The organism is Leptospira neocaledonica (assembly GCF_002812205.1).
GTDB classification, from domain to species: Bacteria; Spirochaetota; Leptospiria; order Leptospirales; family Leptospiraceae; genus Leptospira_B; species Leptospira_B neocaledonica.
In genome coordinates this window covers 97,460-111,506 of record NZ_NPEA01000004.1, presented here as the reverse complement: position 1 = coordinate 111,506, position 14,047 = coordinate 97,460, and the positions used below count along the sequence as shown (strand labels likewise).

Annotated in this window: 17 protein-coding genes; 9 read left to right on the top strand and 8 right to left on the bottom strand. The window is 34.7% G+C overall.

Annotated elements, in window-relative coordinates:
* Positions 1–178 precede the first annotated feature (178 nt).
* On the top strand, positions 179–1,102 hold the full coding sequence (locus CH365_RS07595) for a restriction endonuclease (protein WP_100767988.1): 924 nt from the start codon (positions 179–181) through the stop codon (positions 1,100–1,102).
* Between the two features lie 342 nt (positions 1,103–1,444).
* Here the strand turns inward: CH365_RS07595 and CH365_RS07590 are convergent, their stop codons facing one another.
* Positions 1,445–1,663 (bottom strand): helix-turn-helix domain-containing protein, encoded by a 219-nt coding sequence (locus tag CH365_RS07590; protein WP_100768270.1) that lies wholly within the window; start codon positions 1,661–1,663, stop codon positions 1,445–1,447.
* Positions 1,664–1,840: 177 nt separating this feature from the next.
* Between CH365_RS07590 and CH365_RS07585 the strand changes: the two genes are divergently transcribed.
* The 3 genes from CH365_RS07585 (at position 1,841) to CH365_RS20155 (ending at position 3,970) form a co-directional block, all read left to right on the top strand.
* Positions 1,841–2,212 carry a TIGR04452 family lipoprotein gene (locus CH365_RS07585; protein WP_100767987.1) on the top strand — a complete coding sequence of 124 codons (372 nt, stop codon included), beginning with the start codon at positions 1,841–1,843 and terminating at the stop codon, positions 2,210–2,212.
* Positions 2,213–2,271: 59 nt separating this feature from the next.
* Complete coding sequence (locus CH365_RS07580; RefSeq protein WP_100767986.1) at positions 2,272–3,357, top strand: hypothetical protein; 1,086 nt, start codon at positions 2,272–2,274, stop codon at positions 3,355–3,357.
* A 175-nt stretch (positions 3,358–3,532) separates the two neighbouring features.
* On the top strand, positions 3,533–3,970 hold the full coding sequence (locus tag CH365_RS20155) for a DUF2085 domain-containing protein (RefSeq protein WP_425268544.1): 438 nt from the start codon (positions 3,533–3,535) through the stop codon (positions 3,968–3,970).
* Between the two features lie 50 nt (positions 3,971–4,020).
* Here the strand turns inward: CH365_RS20155 and CH365_RS07570 are convergent, their stop codons facing one another.
* Positions 4,021–5,190: an HNH endonuclease gene (locus CH365_RS07570; protein ID WP_100767985.1), complete on the bottom strand. Its 1,170-nt coding sequence runs from the start codon at positions 5,188–5,190 to the stop codon at positions 4,021–4,023.
* A 147-nt stretch (positions 5,191–5,337) separates the two neighbouring features.
* On the opposite strand from CH365_RS07570, the gene CH365_RS07565 reads away from it, so the two are divergent.
* Positions 5,338–6,114: a DUF932 domain-containing protein gene (locus CH365_RS07565; RefSeq protein WP_100767984.1), complete on the top strand. Its 777-nt coding sequence runs from the start codon at positions 5,338–5,340 to the stop codon at positions 6,112–6,114.
* Between the two features lie 85 nt (positions 6,115–6,199).
* Here the strand turns inward: CH365_RS07565 and CH365_RS07560 are convergent, their stop codons facing one another.
* Positions 6,200–7,243 carry a phage/plasmid replication domain-containing protein gene (locus CH365_RS07560; protein ID WP_100767983.1) on the bottom strand — a complete coding sequence of 348 codons (1,044 nt, stop codon included), beginning with the start codon at positions 7,241–7,243 and terminating at the stop codon, positions 6,200–6,202.
* 693 nt (positions 7,244–7,936) lie between these two features.
* Here CH365_RS07560 and CH365_RS07555 point away from each other — a divergent pair.
* A complete protein-coding gene (locus CH365_RS07555) occupies positions 7,937–8,959 on the top strand; it encodes a hypothetical protein (RefSeq protein WP_100768268.1) in 1,023 nt (340 codons plus the stop codon).
* Between the two features lie 57 nt (positions 8,960–9,016).
* Here CH365_RS07555 and CH365_RS07550 read toward each other — a convergent pair whose 3' ends face one another.
* Entirely contained in the window at positions 9,017–9,562 is a 546-nt protein-coding gene (locus CH365_RS07550; protein ID WP_100767982.1) for a tyrosine-type recombinase/integrase, read from the bottom strand.
* A 4-nt stretch (positions 9,563–9,566) separates the two neighbouring features.
* The gene (locus CH365_RS07545; protein WP_100767981.1) at positions 9,567–9,935 is read right to left on the bottom strand and encodes a hypothetical protein; all 369 of its coding nucleotides are present in this window, start codon (positions 9,933–9,935) and stop codon (positions 9,567–9,569) included.
* Between the two features lie 155 nt (positions 9,936–10,090).
* On the opposite strand from CH365_RS07545, the gene CH365_RS07540 reads away from it, so the two are divergent.
* Positions 10,091–10,447 carry a hypothetical protein gene (locus tag CH365_RS07540; protein ID WP_100767980.1) on the top strand — a complete coding sequence of 119 codons (357 nt, stop codon included), beginning with the start codon at positions 10,091–10,093 and terminating at the stop codon, positions 10,445–10,447.
* A gap of 157 nt (positions 10,448–10,604) precedes the next feature.
* Here the strand turns inward: CH365_RS07540 and CH365_RS07535 are convergent, their stop codons facing one another.
* The 3 genes from CH365_RS07535 to CH365_RS07525 all read right to left on the bottom strand — a co-directional run bounded on the left by CH365_RS07535 (position 10,605) and on the right by CH365_RS07525 (position 12,124).
* The gene (locus CH365_RS07535; RefSeq protein WP_100767979.1) at positions 10,605–11,003 is read right to left on the bottom strand and encodes an LIC_13246 family protein; all 399 of its coding nucleotides are present in this window, start codon (positions 11,001–11,003) and stop codon (positions 10,605–10,607) included.
* Between the two features lie 64 nt (positions 11,004–11,067).
* Positions 11,068–11,493 (bottom strand): hypothetical protein, encoded by a 426-nt coding sequence (locus CH365_RS07530; RefSeq protein ID WP_244283041.1) that lies wholly within the window; start codon positions 11,491–11,493, stop codon positions 11,068–11,070.
* Positions 11,465–12,124, bottom strand: a complete 660-nt coding sequence (locus tag CH365_RS07525; RefSeq protein ID WP_100767978.1) for a tyrosine-type recombinase/integrase — start codon at positions 12,122–12,124, stop codon at positions 11,465–11,467. The genes CH365_RS07530 and CH365_RS07525 overlap by 29 nt, the downstream gene beginning before the upstream one ends.
* A 198-nt stretch (positions 12,125–12,322) precedes the next feature.
* On the opposite strand from CH365_RS07525, the gene CH365_RS07520 reads away from it, so the two are divergent.
* Complete coding sequence (locus CH365_RS07520; RefSeq protein ID WP_100767977.1) at positions 12,323–13,690, top strand: hypothetical protein; 1,368 nt, start codon at positions 12,323–12,325, stop codon at positions 13,688–13,690.
* Positions 13,683–14,036, top strand: coding sequence for an STAS-like domain-containing protein (locus CH365_RS07515; protein ID WP_208861176.1), 354 nt, complete (start codon positions 13,683–13,685; stop codon positions 14,034–14,036). Before CH365_RS07520 ends, CH365_RS07515 begins: the two co-directional genes overlap by 8 nt.
* Positions 14,037–14,047 lie beyond the last annotated feature (11 nt).

Below are 14,047 nucleotides of genomic sequence, written 5' to 3'. Positions count from 1 at the left end.
TTCTTTGATAATAGTCTGGATTTTAGTATTTATAATATTCGTATAGCGAAATCTTGACGGGATCAGTTAAGTTCAAATATAGGTCTCATATTTTTTAATATTGAGCGATATTTTAAAGGTAAAATACATGATGGAATCTTTATGTAGAGGATACAGCGATCTGAAGTGAAAATTTAATATGACAAAGTTTATACCAGCAAAAGATTTACCCTTCAACTTGTGGTTTGACTTTATTAAAGTTCGTAGCCCTTTGATGACACCGAATAATTACTTTCCATCGTCAGATATAAAAAATGAATTTTTAGAAAAGATTCAAAGTTGGACTGAATCAGAAATTAGAGCCGTTCTTCGGTGCTTTTTAATAAACAATGGATATTTTAGTTATGACGAAGATCTTTCTCGATATTTATATTCTTTTTCAAAAGAAGGACAGGAAGAATTAATTAATTCGAGGGAACTTTATTTCAGAATATCCGAAGATATAAAAAATGCGCGTGAAGGGCTTACATGGGTTTTAGACTTTCTTCCTAATTATCCTGCTAAAGCTCTTTCCGCAATAGGGCTATATTTTGAATCTCAGTCAATGAGTCTGCCGGATAGTGCCATTCGGGGTATCAGTGATGCGACATCGATAGTTACAGCCCGATATATTAACGTCTCTCACTCGAGTGATCATTTAACTAATTTGTCGCCAGAAGGATTTGAAATCATAATTGCTAAACTTTACTCGTTAATGGGTTATGAAACACAGGCTACCAAAAGAACTCATGACGGCGGAATAGATATATTTGCAGAGATCATTGAAAAAGGGGTGAAAACAAAAAATCTAATTCAATGTAAGAAATACAAAAAGCCTATTTCTGTAAAAGAAATTAGAGAACTCCTTGGAGTTGTTCATAGTGAACGAGCTAATAAAGGAATCTTGGTTACAACTTCGTCCTTTACTGCAGAAGCGAAAGATTTTGAGAAGTACAATCCACAAATAGAACTTATTGATTATTCGGCGCTATTAACTCTGCTAAATAAAAACTTAGGAAAGAATTGGCCTGACCATCTGCAACATTATATTTACGGAATACCGTTAAGTGAATCTATTACGTAAATTATATCGCTTGATGAAATTAGGTTACGATTTTGATTCAAATATCAATGTTTTATTGTATATAGTTTATGCTGCCGGTTTTTGACAACTGCTCGATAATCACTCTACAAGGATAATGATTATCAAACAAATAAAGCTGGATAGATTAAGAAATAAATTGATCTAATTTGTGAAACTCATCTTTAAGAAAATGCTTGACAGTTTAAAGAAAAATAAAAATTTAAATAAAGAAGGGGCTGTAGCTTAATGGAAAAGCGAGGTTCTTAATAAATGCAGGAGTGAAAATTTGTGCATTCATTAAAACCCTGCATGCGGGTTCGAATCCCGTCAGCTCCACTTTTCTTAAATATCAAAAAGATCCTTGGGCTTCACCTTCAGTCTTTTTGAAATCCGAAATAAAGTATTCACATTCGGATTAGTCCGACCATTTTCGATTTCTTGAATCGTTCTGAAATGGACGGCAAAATCACCTTCGTCCATGTCCTCCTGTGTTAATCCGGCAGCGAGTCTAAGCTTCTTAATTCTTTTACCGAGTCTTTTCTTAAATTCGTCTGAATCCACACACATTATTATGTGGGTTGGATCAGAATCATACCTACAGTGCGAAATGTGGGCGGCTTGAAAAAATAGAAAATAAGTAAAAATTTCAAATATAGCCACATTTTAATGTGGGTCTTCTTGACGAAAATAAAAGCCACATTCTAATGTGGGTAAAAATATCGTTAATTGAGTGTTTCTATGCTTCGATTCCTATTGGATGCGAAATTGTTTCTAATTTTTTTTCTTTCTTTTTCCTGCAGCCTTCTCAATGAAGCAGGGTTAGCTGATGACCGACAAAAAGGATCTGAAGTAAAGCAGAGGATCCAAGATGCAGTAAATACCTATGTTGCCGTTGCCGCGTCCTACGATCCTTCAGTTCTGACCGCTAGTAATGCGATCTTGAATGCTCAGGCTTCAAGCTTAGTCGGTATCAATTCCGGAGATTACTATTATAAATCAGATGTAGATGGTTGCATCAGTGAGATTCAAACCTGGGGTTATCTTATTAGGTCTCCTGGATTCATGGCAATGCTTCAATGTCACCTAAAACCTGCTAATCCGATATATTAGAAAAAAAGCTTTTCTTTTATTTTTGGAAGAAGTTTGTCAGTTTCGAAAAGAGGGTAATAATGAAAAGTATATTAGTTATAGTTAATGTAATAATATTATTAAATTTAAGTTGTACTTCCGTTAATTTGAAATCAGAGAAAGAAATCGTAGATCGATGGAAAAATTTGAATGATAATTATAAGCAAAATTATCGGAATGAGCACTGCTCAGTATTTGGAACAGCCGATTTTAGAGGATTTGATTCCGATGAAAGATCGGTATACTCTATAGATTTGGAAGGTAAGCTATTAGCAATACCTGTTAAAATAGCTCGAAATAGTTCGTCGATAGAATCGGAAGAAGAGTATCTAATTTTCAGGGAATTATTTTACGCTCTATGTGGGAAAAATAATACTCCTACTGCTTTGGGGGATATCCCTTACATGAAGATGCTTATTAAAAATCTTCAAAGAAACTTTGTTGAAAAATCAAACTTAATAAAAGGATCAGATACTTATTTTCTTGAAGAGGAATTATTAAAGAATACTGACTACTTACTTTCCGTCTTCAATCCCTATGAAAATCCTAATATTTCAAATAAGTATGATGGAGCATGGCAAAAATCAATTAGTGAAATACAGTTCCTGCGAAAAAAGGATTATTATAATAATTTAGCGAAAACTAAATACATAGTTTCTTGGGCTTCTCCAAGTGAGTTTAAAAAGGAATATAATCGCAAAGGTCAGACCATAGAGTTAAATGATTATCTGCAATTCGAGATTCAACAATCAAGAACATCCAACGGAGGTAATTTTTCGATTGTTCCATTTTATAGAGATATTAAATGGCCCGATGAAATCATAAAATTTAAACCAAATTCGTTGGACCAAGCAGAAGAAATATTAAATGGAGTGGGTGTATTTCTAATTATTCGTGAAGTAAAAGGATTTTTCTATTTAGAAAGACCTATTGATTGCGTTTACTACAATAGGAGATATGTGAGAAATAAGGAAGAATTAACTCCGGCAAATATTAAGGACTGTAGGGAGGCTTTAGATAATTTGAAAGGTGGAAATTACAAGGCGAAGTTACTTAAGTTGGAAGTTAAGAAGATCCAGTATTATCCCAAAAGTATATTTCAATTAGCTGAATCGCCAAACCAATAAATTCAGGAATGCCCTTGAATGAAAGAAGATAAAGAAGAATTAATCATTGAAACAAAAACCAAAGGATTCGGATGGATAAGGTCATGCTTCGGATTTATTTGCTTAGGTCCGTTTGGATTACTGTGTGGGCTTTGCGGTATGGGTAAGAGTAAGACTCGAATCTATAAGAAGTAAAATGAATCTTCGAAGTCTCTGGTCTCATATCGAAAGAGTTCTATTGAAGAAAATGGATTCACTCCGAGAGTCTCTTTCTTACTTTCCCTATTTCTGTCATCAGTGGGAAGAGAGATCCTTCTCTTATAAAGGTCATCCTTTTCCGGTCTGTGCTCGATGTACTGGGGTTTACTTTGGGCAAATCACATTTATTATATCAATAATTTGGAGTTGGCATTTTTCAATCTCATATTGGATATTTTTAATAATGTTAATACCAATGGGTATGGATTGGTGTATACAAGAGTTTTTTAAAATTGAATCGAATAATTATAAGCGATTCTTGACAGGATTGTTTGGAGGATACGGTTTCTACGGAATTGGAAATAAAATAGCAAATACCTGGTATGCATATTTAAAATTACTTATTGTTTATATTAAGTTTAACATTTCCGAATAAATCGCTAGAATGTTTCTTATCATTTGCCATAATCTTACTTCATTTATCCGCTAAAGAAATTCAACAGATGAATGAAGTTCTGGCCTATTCTTTAAAAACGAATCAACTTCATTCTCGGTTACTAAATTTCCTTTTTTGAAGGGACCAAAATCGAAATCCATAGTCTTTCCTATATGCTGAGAATATAAGATTCTATCGATTATTCTTCTTAAAGAGCCGAATTCTCTCCCGAAAGCCTTTGTCAAATCCTCTAGCGTAAATTGTTCAGGTCGTATATATTTTTCGAGCAATAATGAAAATTCCGGCACATCATTCTTTCTTCCAGTTATACTATTTTGACTTATATACGCTGACGATTTTGTTCCGGCATATCGCGAACTGAGAAGGACAAAGTATTTAAAGCTGGAAAAGAGTTCTATAACGGCAAATAATATTTTTTCCTCAGGTAGGCCAATGAGTAATATAGAATGACTTACATCTTCTTTTACTATTGGATCGGGCGTTAATGGTGGATAAATGTAAGGAATAACAATGCTGCCTTGCTTTATCTCACGCCTTAGAATCATAGGAATATGATCCATGAATTCTAAAGGTATATTTAGACTTAAGGCATAGCTAAAGGCAGTCTTTAGAATTGATAAAAGCGTGCTGTGTTTGCCAGTTGTGAAATCAAGTCGAAAATTATTAAGTTCCTCCTCATATACCAAGGTTGAGTCTAATTTTTTAAACTCGGAAATATTAAATGTTTTCCCTTTATTCATCAAAGATTGACTTACTTCTTTAGCTTTTTTTAGAATCTCTTTTTCTGTATTTGCCCGAACGATTAAGTTCCTTTTTCCATCTCGAATTTCATCTTCAACTAACGAATGCAATTCAATTCTCCCACCGGGTTTGACAACGAATTCTTTCCCACTATGAGACCTTAGTTTCATATTCGGTAATGGGTTGTTAGTGGATCTTTTAACGTTCAGAACAGTAGATATAAATTGAAAATTAGTAAATAATTCACGATCCACTTCATTGCCGAGCTTAGAATTACATTTTTTGCAATATAGCTTATCAATAGTTATCGTTCCTCCGATACTTTCAGGAAACAGGTGCTCTGATGATGGTGAGTTCTTGCTCGTGAAAGAGTTTTTACATATCACGCATTTTGTATTTGCTGGGGGTGGGCCGATGACCTGGAAGGTTCTAAAATTTGCGATTAGTTCATTGTCCATAATAAATGATTTCTTAATATATTATTAATTTGACATTCTAAATGTTGATTAGCAATGAAAATGCGGTTTTAATTTTATGTTTACAGAAAAAAAACTTTTTTTTAAACGTTAGAAGGGAATGAAGGCTCCTAGTTCTTAGGAGTTCAAATGAGTATTAGTCTTGAGGAGTTAAAAGAAAGAGTCCCTTCCGTATTCAAGGATGCCAGTTATGGCAAGCCAAGCGAACGATACATGCAAATAAATACCTCTGATGTCCTCTCACACTTTTTCGACAAAGGATGGGAGGTTCAGGCTGCTACTGAAATGAATGTGCGAACTGATGCACGTAGAGGATTCCAAAAGCACTTAGTTATTCTAAAGCACGAAGACTATAGAATCGAAGACGAAGGGAATCTAAATGTAGTAATTCGCAATTCTCACGATCAAACCAACTCCCTCGAATTATTCTATGGCTTTATGCGAGTTGTTTGCAGTAACCAATTAATGGTTCGAAACATAGGAAGAGCAGGGGATCACTCTGTCTTTCGTCACTATAAAAAGAATCAAGAGCCGATTCAGAATAAGATTAACCAAGTATTGAACGGATTTGATAATTTTATTGAAGAAATAAGGTTTCTAAAAGCCAAAGAACTTTCTCCGGATAAGGTAAAGCTATTCGTTAGGAAGGCAGTAGGTCTTCGATTCGGAGCCGACTTTGTCATAGACCAGGAAAGTATCGAAAGATCAGTTCTTAGAGTAAGAAGGCCTGAGGACCAAGGTTTTGATTCTTGGAAGGTACTTAATCGCATACAAGAGACCTTTATTAAGGGACTTGGTCGATACATAATACCTTCCGTTGGACAAAGGAAAATTAAGAGCCTAACTAGCATAGATAGACTAGTCTCATTCAATAACGATCTTTGGTTGTTGGCAAAGGCGATTTAGGAGATATGAATAGGAGAGCAGGCTATAAATCCTTACTACCCCTATCTACATCTAACTAAGGCCTTAATTTATATTAAGGGCTTTCTCAAAGAAGGAAATTTGACTTCCTAACTTTCTTATCCCAAAAAGCTTCTATTAGTTCCTGAGCCAACCCTCCATAGCCTTGTATTAAATCTAAAGCCAATACCCCAGTCTGCTTAAGTAGCTTTTCTTTTTTTGCACTGCGCTGTTTTGTTTTCCGCACTGCCTCTTTGTTTCCGACGACTATAGGCTTTCGTTTGGAAGACGTTTTCTTAGGTGAGGTAAATGGAATATTCATGACATTTAATGTATCCTCTGTCGTCTGCAAGAACTTGTTCTTCTTAGTCTTAGAATAATACAAGGTAAGAGCTTCTTGAATCTTTTGACAATCTAGAGGGATAATATCAGACATACATTGTATTTGTCCAAGAAATCCAAAGGCTTGTTGTATATACTTAACAAACACATCATCTATTTTATCAAATACTGATAGTAGAAGATTGGTCCCAAACACATTCTTTATTTTTTGAGATTTCAGGAATCTTAATTCAACCCTAAGTATTTCGTCTTCTCCGACTGGCAGCTTTAATTGCTCACGTTTGTCGTATGCACATAGAACCCAAGACTTGTTTTCGTGGTAAACTGTATTACTCTTTAATACTATACTTGTTCTTGGTACATCCAGCAATTTCAATAGGTGAATGTATTCGCTATACTTACTGGAAAGTTTTACATTTTGGAATATATCCAGACGACCGATTTTAACTTTCTTCCAGTTTTTGATTGTAATTCCTATATCAGCCAGCTTCTGGATAAGGAATTCTTGAAGATGTTCCTGACCCAACGGAGAGTCAGAGTAGAGGTTACTTTCGCTAAAGAGTTTAGCTAAGGAGAAATAGAACCAATACTCCCTTTTTCTTTCTGTAATTTCTTTAAACCTAATATTGATGTATTTAGTCCGGTATTCTACGATATTCTTCCCATCTTTAACATAGGTTCGGAACTTTACGATATCTGAATCGAAAGACAAATTGTTGTTAGGGGTGAACAAATGAACGGTATCAATTCCCAAGTAGGAATAGGGGTCTAATGTTGAGGTGAAGGTCATAAAAAGCGTCCTAAATAAATTTCAACGCTCTTATGTCTTATTTCACTCGGTGGATTACTGAACTACTCAGGACTTCCAACTTATGTCTTAAAAACTATTCCAGCTTATGAAACCGGAATTGACGCGTTGATAATCCATTAGTAGTTTTTTATAGTGAGTCGCTACTCACGGGACATAATGCCTTTAAACTTGCTAAAAACGGCAGAAAAACTAATTAATTAAATAGAATAGCGTCCGAATTTTTTCTTATTATATAGGGTCAGCCAGACATTCCCTTTCCCTGCTCTTGAAACCCTTTCGGAAAACCCAGACACCCACTGACCATATAATAAGGCAAATCTCGGACTCGATTGGAACATAACCTTTTAAAAACCTAATTTTTCAAATTCCTGAGTTTTGATTTGGACACTTACTCAAGAAACTTCTGAAAACTTTTAAAATTTATTACTAACTATAAAGAAAAGGAATCCGGAAGGAAAACGGGGTCCTGAACAGGGTTTGAAAAAAGTGAAAACTATAAATGGAGAACCATAAATTGAAAATGTATTTTGGACCCTGGTCGGAAACCGGAAACAATCTGGAAAATTTTCTACTAATTAAGCAGGCCCAAGTTCGAGCACTGGAAATTGAAAGGAGCAAATCCTGAAAATCCAGAGTTTGAACTGGGTACTAAAATTTAAGGAGGTTCCTATAATGGAACTTATTGAATCGAATGATTGGGGGTTGGTAGAAGGCTACTGTCTCTCACGCCCAAGTGGAGTAAACATTGGGATAGAGAAAATTACTTTCTCGTTTCCTATAGAAGACGTTGAGAAGCTTAGCCTGGAAAAAATATCTATTGAAGACAAAGATATTCCTGAGCATTCTAAAATTGAAGTTCAAGTCAGTGGTAGAAAAGTTTATTTAACTTATCCTCTGGCACAATTGTTTAGTGGACTTGCACTTCCTGGAGATAGTTTAGATGATGAGTATCATTTTCTAATGAAATTTGATTCGGAACTCGCAGGCCAAAAGGGATGTGCAATACGTACCTTCGAAAACATGGAAATTGAAAAGCTTCATCTAATACAACTTGTCAATGTTGAAGGTGATGATAACGAACTTTTCCAATTACAATTGTGGTTAATTGGAAACTATAATGGAGCATTCTATAAGCTTGAAGAAACAGAAGATTTGATCAATGGTGGAAAAGTCCGTAGAATTATGGAAGACTTCTGGGAAAAAGATGATACTCATTGGAAAAAAAAGGCCCAAAAAAAATACCAAGTAGAGTTTAATGTAGTTTTAGAAAATGCACAAAGTGTTAAGGACGCACTTGGTAAAATTTCTCTTGAGACATTGAATGAAGACAATCTTAAAAAAGTGATGAATAAAAATGCAAAAGTGTTCTTTAACTCTTTAGGCTTTGTGCATCCACTTCTAAAGATATTAGAAAACTTAGATATAATTGAAAAGGAGATGGGGTCTGTTTGGAGAAGAGCAGTCTCCATGAAATATCCTGACAATTATGAAAGCCATCGTCCTGGATGTCACCGGGATACTGTGGAAATGTTTGTGGAATATGAAAAAAACTTACAGAAACTGAAAATGTTTATCAAATACTTGACTAGAGGGTTAGTGGATCCTTTAGAAAGTTTCAACTCCAACCTAAATGTAATTGAAAAGCTAGGTAAAGAGTTAGTTGGTCCTGAGTTCTCCATTGAGCTAAGGTACTGAAGTAAGTAAATGCAATTATGTTTATAAGGAATTAGAATGATTGTTGGCCGGGATCATTTAGGGGTAGGTCCCGGTCAATAGTCTTTGACCTACAGTATTTCGCAAGCTTTGAGGGTGTATGAGTTTTCCAGAAAGAGTTCGAACATTCCAAGAGTTTACAATCAATTGCAATCCTCTAGTAGTAAGATTTCTTCTCTCCTTTTGGTTTTTTCTTGGACGGCTTACAAAGAAATAGTCGGATTCGATTTTAAACTTCTCGTGATATTCTTTTACAGCGTTTAAAGAAGTCTCGCTTAGGGCTGATGATTTCTGTTTCCCGCATTTTCCCATATAACAAATGTAAGACTGCTCTGAGTGCTCTTTAGAGACATCTGAGAGCCTTAGAGAAACTATTTCCATAGCAAGTAAACCTAACTCCTGCATAACGAGAAAGAGGGCTCTATTTCTATACTCTTCCTCTGTTGTAGGTTCAGAGAAAGCCTGATACAGTTTTTTAAGCGTTTCTTCTGAAAGTCTATTTTCAGTTAATGAGAAGTTTGGATCCTTTTGTTCGGATTTAGGATAAAGGGATAATAAGTAGATTACATTAGATTTTATAGACATAGATTTATTCTCCTTGTGACTGTATTGAAATGGTTTCTGGTTTGAAGTCGTCTTCGTCGAGAGTTCGGATGTATGTAACTTGCTGACCAAAATCATCAGTTGAAGATATGGCGACGAAAACTTGAAAAGGTATTTGGAATAGGTGAACAGGGGAAAAACGAACTAAGAAAAGCTTAATGCGTTGAGTAAGCTCTGTTATAATACCTTCTTTACTTCCGCGAATTATATCTTGTAAAATTGTTTCAGGATCTTTCGGAGGTTTACTCTTCTCGTTGGCTTTTTTGATTTCATCTTTTACTTTTTTGGAAATGATGAGTCGTTCTCTGACTTCTTTAGGAGAGTCTTTAATAGGTGTAATATGTTTGAATTCCATAGATTTTTTCTCTAAGGAATTAGTAGGAGATTTCAGTAATTCAGAAGAAATGAATGTAGATTAAGAAGGGAACTCATTGGCTCATTTATTCCAACTCTATTAGAAACATTTCAGAACTGTTTCCACTAATTAAACAAATTAGGAGGAAATCAGAAATGGCTAATTTAATTTGTCCATATTGTCATGCGGAGTTTGATCTCTGCAAAGATAATTCAGGTAGTCGTCAACTTCAGATTGTAGACGTGCCTTGTAAAAAATGCGGAACTTCAGTTTATAAAACAAATGAGCTTACTAGCACAAAATACTATCTGATTGATAAAACAAGTGAATCAGAAATTCCCTGGGGTAAACGAAAGACAAATGATAAAGGTCAGAAGATTAAACTCGGACCTATTTGCAAATGTAAGTTAAGAATGGAAGCTAGGAGTGGGAAATATGGTCCTTTTTGGGCTTGTATGGGAGTTCCAGGATGTGGAATGACTAAGAAGCTTAGGAAGAGAAATGACTCCTAATAAGAGAACTTATATTTTTAAGTTTCCAAAACCTCTATAAGACGTAAGGGGGAGTAGATGTTGATTAAATTTTATAATAAAAATACTAGTCATCTACTCCCCCTATAGAGTTTTAATAGATCCAACCTACAATACCCTTATGTTTCTATGAGTAGATTTAAACATCTTCAGGAATCTCTCCAGCATAGGGATCGCAATGTTTTGTATAGATGTCAGTCATATTGAGGATATTGAAAACATCATGATTTAGCACTCCGGTCCTTTCTAATTCGAGTCTTTCCATTTGTATTCCATCAATGTGGATCCAGGAATTATACTTATCTTTTATTTTGGCGAAAACTAAGTATTCGTAGTCTCCGAACCTTTTTATAGCTATTACTGGTGAATCGGACTCGACTACTCTTAACTTGAATATCCAGTTTTCTTCTGAACTCTGAATTTTACCATGGAGCATTTCATGGAAGGCAATTAAAGAGCTAAGAATATCTTTGAAGATAGTTAAACCTTCTTCATTGATTTGAAGCCACTCGTGTTTTTCGTTAATTTTTTTAGCCACTAAAATAATATTCGAAAACAGTAAAATACGAAAAGGAAAAAATGGAAATCATTAGAAAAAGAATTTAGTCTTCGTTCATGCTCAAGATTAGTAAGTATTGATCTTCCGAGTCTTTCGGTAATGAAATTTTCCTAAAGGCTCTGTATCTATTTAGGGAAGGGAATAGTCCTTTGAAATAGACTAAGAATATTTCTATATCATCATCTACTTCATCAACTACTCGGCCTGCACTACCAGCCATTAGGTTATATACTATTCGCGTAGGAGATTTCTTATCTCGAAATTTACTGAATATCGTATTCAACTCGGACCAAACTGTTTTAGAAACGTATACCTGGCAGGTATAGAATTCTTCTACGCGGTATCTATATGGAGGAACCATAAGGCTAACAATTTCTCCGGATTCGATCAGTTCTTGAAGCGAGCTATTTTCAAGTTTATCGAGTAAGGTCATTCTTTCTTTATTCCCAGCTAATAAACTTAGAAGCATTGAAGTAGGGTTTCGTATAAAACAACGAACTCGTGTTAGGTGATGAGTGATTTAAGAGTTTTTGTACTGCGATTGATCCGGCGAGGTCCATAAGCTTTGAAGCTGCCGTATGTCTCAGGCTATGAGGATGAATTAATTTGTTGGAACATGTTTTAACATTCCAAGAATTAACAATTAATTGAAGTCCTCGTGTAGATAAATTAGATCGTTCCTTTTGATTTCCTCGCGGAAGAGAGAGAAAGAAATAAGCATGGTCACCTTCGAAAGTAGAATGATATTCACGGATAAAGAATAGAGTTTCCTCAGCTATAACTGCAAAGGCCAATTTTCCGCCTTTCTTGGTGTAGGAGATTAGTGTTTCTCCAGAAGGAGCTAGGAAAAGATCGGAAAACTTAAGGGAAACTATTTCCTTCGCACGTAAGGCGGTTAGATACATTAAATTAAGCAATGCTCTATTTCTATAGTCTCGTTCTGATACTGGATTAGAAAATTTCTTAATAAGATCAATCATAGTCTGGTCTGTTAAGCCCTTTCCGAGCATTAGTCCCGATTCAGGTTCTGACCTCTTCGGAGGCCCTGTCCTTGCATTGCGAAATTCTGTAAGATTTATTACGTTAGTTCTTATTGACATGATTTTCAGCTAATCCAAAATGAGGCTAACCGGATGTGTAGCTTTTTGTTGAGAAAAAGAAAAGGATTTTTCTGATTTCAAAATTTAAAAAAGTAATTTTATAATATTATAAAAACATAAAACACATTCCGTTTCTTTTCTGAAAGCGGAATGTAATTGGTTTTGAAGCACGGAATGATTAGGTGAAAAAGTAATTAAATGAAGCAAGAGGAATTACGAAAATTAAAGCATCCTAAAAAGAGTTTAGAAAAAGAAATAAAGAGAAAAGCAAGGAGGCGTTTTGTAAAATTACAAAAGGAGAGAAAAAAGAAAAAACGTACAAGAGTTACGGAAGAAGCCCTAACCTATCGTGAGTTTCTGAGACGATACACACCTCCCAATTTGAATGATTTACTTTTTGATGATCGATCACCTTTTTATTTTGATGAAATAGAGAAAAGAACACCACCCAAGGATGGTGTAATATTTGTTCCGAAAAAATTTTCGCTTTTGGATAACGAAGAGGAGAGTACTAATTTCCTTGCTGATCTAATGTCACTTTTTATTTTTCCGCATTCCGTTGAAGTTAATATCGATTATTCTTTAACTGAAGAAATTGATCTGGGTGCTCAAGTTTTATTGGATATTATTATTCTTGAAATTATTTATTTTTATGAAAGACGAAAAGATCATAAGGAAAAGCGAATAAAGACTATTAACGGAAGACATATTAATAACCAAGATGTTGGAAAAATGCTGACTACAGTTGGTTCGATAGATATCTTTACGAATCTAGGAAAGAGTCATAAAGATATTATTCCGTACAAATTGCGAATTCATGAGAGAAGAGGGAAAAAGAAGAAACATCTTGAAAATCAAAAGGATATAGATACTACAGAATTGGTTGATTACGTTAAAGAATGCCTTGCAAGATTAAATAGAGAATTGCCACCGGAGAACTTGCATGATCTATGCACTGTTGTTGGTGAAATACTTATAAACGCAGAAGAACATTCCAGTAATGAAGTAAGGTATTCGATTGGATATTTTCAAGAAAAGGAAGAAAATGGAAAACGTATTTCTATATTTCGTTTAGTTATTATGAATTTTGGAAAAACGATTTACGACAAATTTAAAGATCCAGATTGCCCAAATAGAGAGATTGTAAGTAAGATGAATGAACTATCAGGTAAATTCTCGTTAAGAAAATTGCTTGGAATATCTGGTGTTACAGAAGAATCTCTTTGGACACTTTATGCGTTACAAGAAGGAGTAACTTCAGTTTCCACAGACAAATTTTTAAAAAGAGGAAATGGTTCCATTCGATTTATTGAGAGTTTCTTCAATTTAAGGGGATCTAAAGGTAAAGACTTGATTTCGAGGCTTAATATTATATCTGGTTCAACAAATATACAATTTAGCGGAGAATATGGAATAAACGAAAGAAGCAATGGAGACGATGTTTTCAAAGTTATGTCTTTTAATTCATCTGGAAATTTGGAAGAATTACCGGATAAAAAGTATGTTCGTACTAGGAAATTTCACTTTCCAGGGACATTAATAAGCGCAAGGATACAATTTGAGTAAATTGGCCATGAAAAAGAGTAAAGGAAATATCATCGATTTAGATGACTTTCGGGACGCCCGTGCGAAAGTCTTTACTGGACGTGATCGAGGAATGACGGTCCGAAAACAATCTAATCTAGATAATTTGGAAGATAATAACAAAGAAATTATTATAAGAATTCCTACTGATATATATTCGATTAATCCTTCATTTTTCGAAGAGCTTTTTGTTAATGTGGTTCGGAAACTTGGGCGAGAAGATTTTTTTAAAAAAGTTAAGTTTGAAAGTAAGGGTAGTTTCCCTTATGAAAAATCCTTGAATGACGCCGTTGATAGAATATTACGAAACTCTACTGCAATTGACTGATTGCCACTTGG